The sequence below is a fragment of the Streptomyces sp. yr375 genome, from assembly GCF_900110755.1.
Classification (GTDB): domain Bacteria; phylum Actinomycetota; class Actinomycetes; order Streptomycetales; family Streptomycetaceae; genus Streptomyces.
On record NZ_FOFF01000008.1, the window covers coordinates 1,979 to 8,235 of the forward strand.

Sequence of the window (6,257 nt, forward strand, 5' to 3'; positions counted from 1 at the left end):
CGGGCAGCGCGGGCAGCGCGGGCAGCGCGGGCAGCGCGGGCAGCGCGGGCAGCGCGGGCAGCGCGGGCAGCGCGGGCAGCGCTCCCATCACCCGGGGCCGGAATCCCCCGACTTCGGGCGTCCGGGCACCGTCAGACTCGAGCGTCCGGCACCCCGCACGCTTCAGAGCGCCGGTGCCCAGCAGGCATCAGAGGACGGCACCCTCACAGGCCTCGGGGTAACGGTGCCCAGCAGGCTTCAGGGACGGTGTCGCCGCAGTCTCCAGGAGACGGTGCCCAGCAGGCATCAAGGGACGGCAGTCCCTGCAGGCCTCGGGGGCCTGTATCGCCGCAGGCATCAGGAGCCGGCACCCCCAGGGTTCGCCGGGCCCGGCGTCTCCGCAGGGTTCGCCGGGGTCGGTGTCCCCGCAGGGTTCGCAGCGGCCAGCACCCCCACAGGCGTCGCGGGGCCGGTGTCCCCGCAGGCGTCGCGGGGCTCGGCACCCCCGCAGGCGTCGCGGGCCCGGCACCCCCGCATGCTTCACAGCGGCCAGCGCCCCCGCAGGGTTCGCGGCGGCCCGTTGGGGGCCCTACCGGTGGCTGGTGGCTCGCGGGGCTGGGGGCCGTGCTGTGATCGGCCGTGGTTCGGTGGTCCGGTGCGGCTACCATCGGCCAGCATCGGCGGGCGTTCGCCCGTCCCTCCATGCCAGGGAGCGAAACGTGCTGATCACCCATGACACCCGGTGTGCGCTCGATGTCGTGGTGGATCTGGTGAACACCGCGCCCGAGGACGACTCGGCCCCGGACACGCTGCCGGATGTCGCCGCCCTCGCGGATTTCGTACGAAAGCACGATTTCAGTGATGTCGGCGTCCTCTCCGAGTTCGACCTGTCCGCGGTGCGCAAGGTCCGGGGGCGATTCGCCGGGGTCTTCGCGGCCTCGGACCCCCGGACCGCCGCCGGACTGATCAACGAGCTGGTCGCCGCCGCCGGCACCACGCCCCAGCTCACGGATCACGACGGCTACGACTGGCATGTGCACTACTTCGCGCCCGGCGCGTCCGTCGCCGATCACCTGGCGGCCGACTGCGGCATGGCGCTGGCGTTCTTCGTGGTGGCCGGCGAGCAGGAGCGGCTCCGCCGCTGTGAGGCCCCGGACTGCCGGCGCGCCTTCGTCGATCTCTCCCGCAACCGGTCCCGCCGGTACTGCGACAGCCGCACCTGCGGCAACCGCCTCCACGTGGCCGCCTACCGGGCGCGCCGCAAGGAAGCTGCGGGCTGACAAGGCTGCGGGCTGAGGGGGCCGCGGGCTGAGGCCGCTGCGGGCGAGGTGCCCGTGCAGGTTCTCTCCGGAGTCTCGGTTCGTGGTTCGGCGTAGTTCCTCGGTGCCGACGCGGCCCCGGCGGGTGACGCCGGGGACCGCGGGTACGGCTCAGAGCAGCAGCAGATCGTGCAGCGAAGCCATGAGCAGCAGACACCCGATCACCGCAAGGAAGATCATCAGCGGTGGCTGGGAAAGGGCGAAGAGGCACCCGCGCGGCTCGTCCTTGGGCGGCGCGGCGTCGCTCTGTGTCGTGTCCAGCATCTCGCGGGCGATGATGACGCAGGTGACACCCCTCGCGCGATCAACACGCACGGATTGAGCGGGAGTTCGCCGGATTCCGTGACGTCGGTTTCAGGCCGTGATCACTTACGTGCGCGGGCAGGCCGACTGTGTCGTTTCAGCGCGCGGGCAACCTGTCACCGCCGCAGGTCATGGCCGTCGTCATATGCCGTGCTTCTTGAGGATGGCCTCGATGTCGCTGAAGTCGTCGGACGCGCCGGTCGCCCGGGGTGCGGCTGCGGGTCGGGCCGCCGGGCGGGCGGCCTGGCCCAGGGAGGGGGCCGAGGCGGCGGGGGCCACGGCCTCGGGCGGTGCGGAGCGGTTCGCCGCCTTGCGCTCCTTGCGGGTGCCGCTGCCACGGCGGCGCTCCACCGCGCGGGTGGTGGCGAACAACGCCCAGGCACCGCCGAGCACGGCGAAGCCCAGCCAGGCCGTGGGACTGAAGGCGGTGTCGGCGAGCCATCCGACGATGCCGGTCATCACCAGGCCGAGGGGGACGAGGGCGTAGGCGGCGATGCGGGTGGCCGCCAGGAAGCGCTTGCGGTAGGCCGTGACCGCCGCGATGCCCAGGCCGGCCACGGCGACGGCGGAACAGACTGTCTCGGCGATCATCCGGTCCTCCAAGGCGTGACTCACTCGGGCAGCGTTCAGGTTCATGTCGACTCGGCACCAGTCCGGCAGGCCGGTGCCCTGTCCCTTCCATCCTGCACCTGCGCACCGCCCTCGGGCCATGCTTCGACCCGGACATCAGGGACATCTCCGGGTCGGCTCCTCCGCAGGTGCCGTCGGCGCTCCTCTCCGGCGGTCCAGATTCCGGATCACCGGATTGGGGTGGCCGGGCGGGGGCTGGAAGACTGGCGTCATGAGCGACTCGTCCCCGACCTCCTCCCCCGCCCGTCCCGCCGTCGTCCTCGACGTGTGGTGCGAGCTGCAGTGCCCGGACTGCCGTGGCGCCCTCGACGACCTGCGCGCCCTGCGCGAGCGCTACGGCGACCGGCTGGAGCTGCGGTTGCGGCACTTCCCGCTGGACAAGCACCGGCACTCCTTCGCCGCCGCGCAGGCCGCCGAGGAGGCTCTGGAGCAGGGGCAGGGGTGGCCGTACGTCGAGGCCGTGCTCGGCCGGGTGGCGGAGCTGGACCGTAAGGGGGAACCCTTCCTGGTCGAGGTCGCCGGGGAACTCGGGCTGGACGCCGAGGAGTTCGACACCGCCCTGATCGACGGCCGGCACATCCTGATCGTGGACGCCGACCAGGCCGAGGGCAAGGCGATCGGCGTCACCGGGACCCCGACGTACGTCATCGGAGGCGAGCGGCTCGACGGCGGCAAGAGCCAGGAAGGGCTGCGCGAGCGCGTCGAGGAGATCGCCGACCGGCTGCTGGCCGAACAGGCCTGAGAGCGGCACCGCGCAGCTCGGCTGCGCACAGCTCGGCTCAGAGCAGATTCTTGTACATCGAGTAGCCCACCGGTACGTATCCCAGCGACTCGTACAGCCGCTCGGCCGGGGTGTTGTCGGCGAAGACGTTGAGGCTCAGGACGTGTTTGCCTGCCGCGATGGCCTGGGTCTCGGCCAGCAGCATCAGGGAGCGGCCGTGGCCCCGGCCGCGGAAGGCCGCCTCGGCCTCGACGTCGAACACGAACGCCTTGTCGTCGGCGAACGACATCCAGAGGAAGCCGACCCGGGTTCCTTCGTGTTCCAGGACGCTGATCAGCATGTTCTCCGTCGCCAGGCCGTGCGGCAGCAGGCGGTCCTGGTCCCGCCGCGACTTCGCCCGCGCCACGTCCTCGGGCACCCCGCGCTCCGACCAGTCCCGGGCGTACTCCTCGGTGGCGCGCTCGAACCAGGGCCCGTACTCGGCCTCCGTCATCGGCCTGCCCCGGCTGCCCTCGGGCAGTCGGGGGGCGGTGGCGGCGAGGGGCTTCTCCATGCCTCGGTTGCGGTGGACGTAGCCGAGCGCCGTCGCCAGTCGCAGTGCGGCCTGCGCGTCGGCGGGCACCCTGACGTCGATCTGCTTGCAGCCCCAGCCGCGGGCCACCTCCTCGGCGGCCAGCGCGGCCACCGTGCCCCGGCCGCGCCCGCGGTCCGGTTCCTCGATGCGCAGGTCCGCGATCTGGGCGACGCCGGGCCCGAGGCGGGGGGACGTCGAGAGGTGGACCGCGCCGACGGGACGGCTGTTCACGCACACCTGGTAGTGGCGCGACAGCGCCCCGTCGGCTGCGCGCTGGAGCGGCTCGGTCGGCCGCAGAGTCGTGGTCATCAGGGGCTTTCTACCCACCGCGACGACCCACGTCAGCTTATTTTCCCGGGCCTTAAGGGTTCGAGCCTTAAGGGTTCAGGCCGTAGGGGTTCGGGCCTTACGGGTCGAGGTCGTTGCCGGCCCGCTCGGTGAAGATCCGCATCGCCTTTGCGGTCACCGGACCCGGTGCGCCCGGCAGTTCGCGGTCGTCGACGCGGTGGACGGCCTGGACGTCGCGCAGGGTGGAGGTGAGGAAGACCTCGTCCGCGCGCTCCAGGACGTCCAGCGGGAGGTCGGTCTCCCTGGCGCCGGTCCAGTCGACGGTCAGTTCGCGGGTGATGCCCGCGAGGCAGCCGGAGGCGAGCGGCGGGGTGTGGATCTCGCCGTCCAAAACGACGAAGACGTTGGACCCGGTGCCCTCGCAGAGCTGTCCGACCGTGTTGGCGAACAGCGCCTCGGTGGCGCCGTGTTGGTGGGCGCGGGCCAGGGCGACGACGTTCTCGGCGTACGAGGTCGTCTTCAGGCCGGTGAGCGCGCCGCGTTCGTTGCGCGTCCAGGGGACCGTGACGACGGCCGTGGAGTCGGCGCGCCGGGCGGTCGCGCCGACGGCGACGACGAGGGTGGTGCCGCGGTCGCCGCGGTCGGAGCCGAGCGGGCCGTAGCCGCCCGTGTAGGTGATGCGCAGCCGGCCGAGCGGCGTCGGATCGGCCTCGAGGACGGCGGCGCAGGCGCGGCGGATCTCGTCGTGGTCGGGGTCGGGCAGGCCGAGGCCGCGTGCCGAGCGGGTCAGCCGGTCGAGGTGGCGGGTGAGCGCGAACGTCGTGCCGTCCACCGCCTTCACCGTCTCGAAGATGCCGTCGCCCACGGTCAGCCCGTGGTCGAAGACGGAGACACGGGCGGACTCGGCGTCCCGCAGCCCGCCGTCGAGCCAGATCTTCACGTCAGTCCCTCTCCTTCGGCGCCTTCGGCCTCGTACGTTCCCGACGCTACCGCGAGCAGCCGGGCTGCCTTCAGTTCGGTCTCCTCCCACTCGGCCTCGGGGTCGGAGCCCCAGGTGATGCCGGCGCCGGTGCCGAAGCGCAGCACGGCCGTGCCGTCGGCGGCGCGGTCGATCCAGAAGGTGCGGATGCCGACGGCCAGTTCGGCCGTCCCCCGGTCGGCGTCGACCCAGCCGATGCCGCCGCAGTAGGGGCCGCGGGGCGCCGTCTCCAGCGCGTCGATGATCCCGAGGGCGCTGGACTTGGGGGCGCCGGTGACCGAGCCGGGCGGGAAGCCGGCGGCGAGCAGCTCCGGCCAGCCCGCGCCGTCGGGCAGCTCGCCGCGGACCGTGGACACGAGGTGGACCAGGCCCGGATGCTTCTCGACGGCGCACAGGTCGGGGACGGTCACGCTGCCGGTGGCGCAGACCCGCCCGAGGTCGTTGCGGACGAGGTCCACGATCATCACGTTCTCGGCGTAGTCCTTGTCGAGGAGGTCGGCCTCGGTGCGCCCGGTGCCCTTGATGGGCCCGGACTCGACGACCCGGCCGGCGCGGCGCAGGAAGAGCTCGGGGGAGGCGATGGCCGTCTCTATGCCGTGCGCGGGCAGGCGAATCGTTCCTGCATAGGGGGCCGGATTGCCCCGGGCCAGCAGGGCGGTAAGCGCGTCCACATCGGCGTCGGCCGTCACGGGCGCGGTCAGGACGCGGCAGAGGTTGGCCTGGTACACGTCGCCGGCCGCGATGTGCTCGCGGATGCGGCGCACGCCGGCCGTGTACGCGGCGCGGTCGAGGGAGGACGTCCAGTCACCGGCCGCGGGCCCTCGCCAGGCCCCCGGCACCGGATCGGGCACGGGCTCCTCGCGTACGTCGGCGAAGCGCGCGCAGACCAGACGGCCTTCGAAGTCGGCGCAGACGGCCCAGAACCCGGCGGAGTCGAGGGCCGCGGGATCGCTGGTGACGTCGAGGAGGCCGGTCGCGACGCGGGCGCCGAAACGGGCAAGGGGAGGGAGATCGGGCACATCGTCGAGTCTAGGACGGCTGTCCCGGGGGCCGGGTGGGGCAGGTCCCGCAGGTCCCGTCCGGGGGGCCTGACCAGGTCATCGAGCGGGCGCAGCGCAGCACGCTGCACAAACGCGTTTTTGTGCTGGCCGAGGAATCCGCTAGAGTTCAACACGTCGCCGCGACGCGCAAGCCGAGCGGAAACGACAAGCGGACGTAGCTCAGTTGGTAGAGCGCAACCTTGCCAAGGTTGAGGTCGCCAGTTCGAACCTGGTCGTCCGCTCGCAGGAAGTGGGGGATCTTCCCGAACCCCTACGCTCCTGGTGGAGTGGCCGAGAGGCGAGGCAACGGCCTGCAAAGCCGTCTACACGGGTTCAAATCCCGTCTCCACCTCCAAGGACGATTAGCTCAGCGGGAGAGCGCTTCCCTGACACGGAAGAGGTCACTGGTTCAATCCCAGTATCG

General features: G+C 72.3%; 7 protein-coding genes and 2 tRNA genes. 4 read left to right on the plus strand and 5 right to left on the minus strand.

The annotated features are described in order from the left end of the window. Nucleotides 1-698 precede the first annotated feature (698 nt). A complete protein-coding gene (locus tag BMZ82_RS10995) occupies nt 699-1,259 on the plus strand; it encodes a CGNR zinc finger domain-containing protein (RefSeq protein ID WP_093774319.1) in 561 nt (186 codons plus the stop codon). 150 nt (nt 1,260-1,409) lie between these two features. Here BMZ82_RS10995 and BMZ82_RS11000 read toward each other — a convergent pair whose 3' ends face one another. Then, a complete protein-coding gene (locus BMZ82_RS11000; RefSeq protein WP_093774321.1) occupies nt 1,410-1,613 on the minus strand; it encodes a hypothetical protein in 204 nt (67 codons plus the stop codon). 129 nt (nt 1,614-1,742) lie between these two features. Further along, complete coding sequence (locus tag BMZ82_RS11005; protein ID WP_093774705.1) at nt 1,743-2,192, minus strand: hypothetical protein; 450 nt, start codon at nt 2,190-2,192, stop codon at nt 1,743-1,745. Between the two features lie 250 nt (nt 2,193-2,442). Here BMZ82_RS11005 and BMZ82_RS11010 point away from each other — a divergent pair, with 250 nt between their 5' ends. Beyond that, nucleotides 2,443-2,973, plus strand: a complete 531-nt coding sequence (locus tag BMZ82_RS11010; RefSeq protein WP_177244454.1) for a DsbA family protein — start codon at nt 2,443-2,445, stop codon at nt 2,971-2,973. Nucleotides 2,974-3,010: 37 nt separating this feature from the next. Here the strand turns inward: BMZ82_RS11010 and BMZ82_RS11015 are convergent, their stop codons facing one another. From BMZ82_RS11015 to BMZ82_RS11025, 3 genes are all read right to left on the minus strand, one after another. Continuing rightward, nucleotides 3,011-3,835: a GNAT family N-acetyltransferase gene (locus tag BMZ82_RS11015; RefSeq protein ID WP_177244455.1), complete on the minus strand. Its 825-nt coding sequence runs from the start codon at nt 3,833-3,835 to the stop codon at nt 3,011-3,013. Between the two features lie 97 nt (nt 3,836-3,932). Then, nucleotides 3,933-4,754: an aminotransferase class IV gene (locus tag BMZ82_RS11020; protein WP_093774323.1), complete on the minus strand. Its 822-nt coding sequence runs from the start codon at nt 4,752-4,754 to the stop codon at nt 3,933-3,935. Next, nucleotides 4,751-5,812 (minus strand): chorismate-binding protein, encoded by a 1,062-nt coding sequence (locus BMZ82_RS11025; protein ID WP_093774325.1) that lies wholly within the window; start codon nt 5,810-5,812, stop codon nt 4,751-4,753. Before BMZ82_RS11025 ends, BMZ82_RS11020 begins: the two co-directional genes overlap by 4 nt. A 190-nt stretch (nt 5,813-6,002) precedes the next feature. Here BMZ82_RS11025 and BMZ82_RS11030 point away from each other — a divergent pair. Continuing rightward, a tRNA-Gly gene (locus BMZ82_RS11030) sits at nt 6,003-6,075 on the plus strand. A 39-nt stretch (nt 6,076-6,114) separates the two neighbouring features. Further along, a tRNA-Cys gene (locus BMZ82_RS11035) sits at nt 6,115-6,188 on the plus strand. The last annotated feature ends 69 nt before the right edge of the window (nt 6,189-6,257 follow it).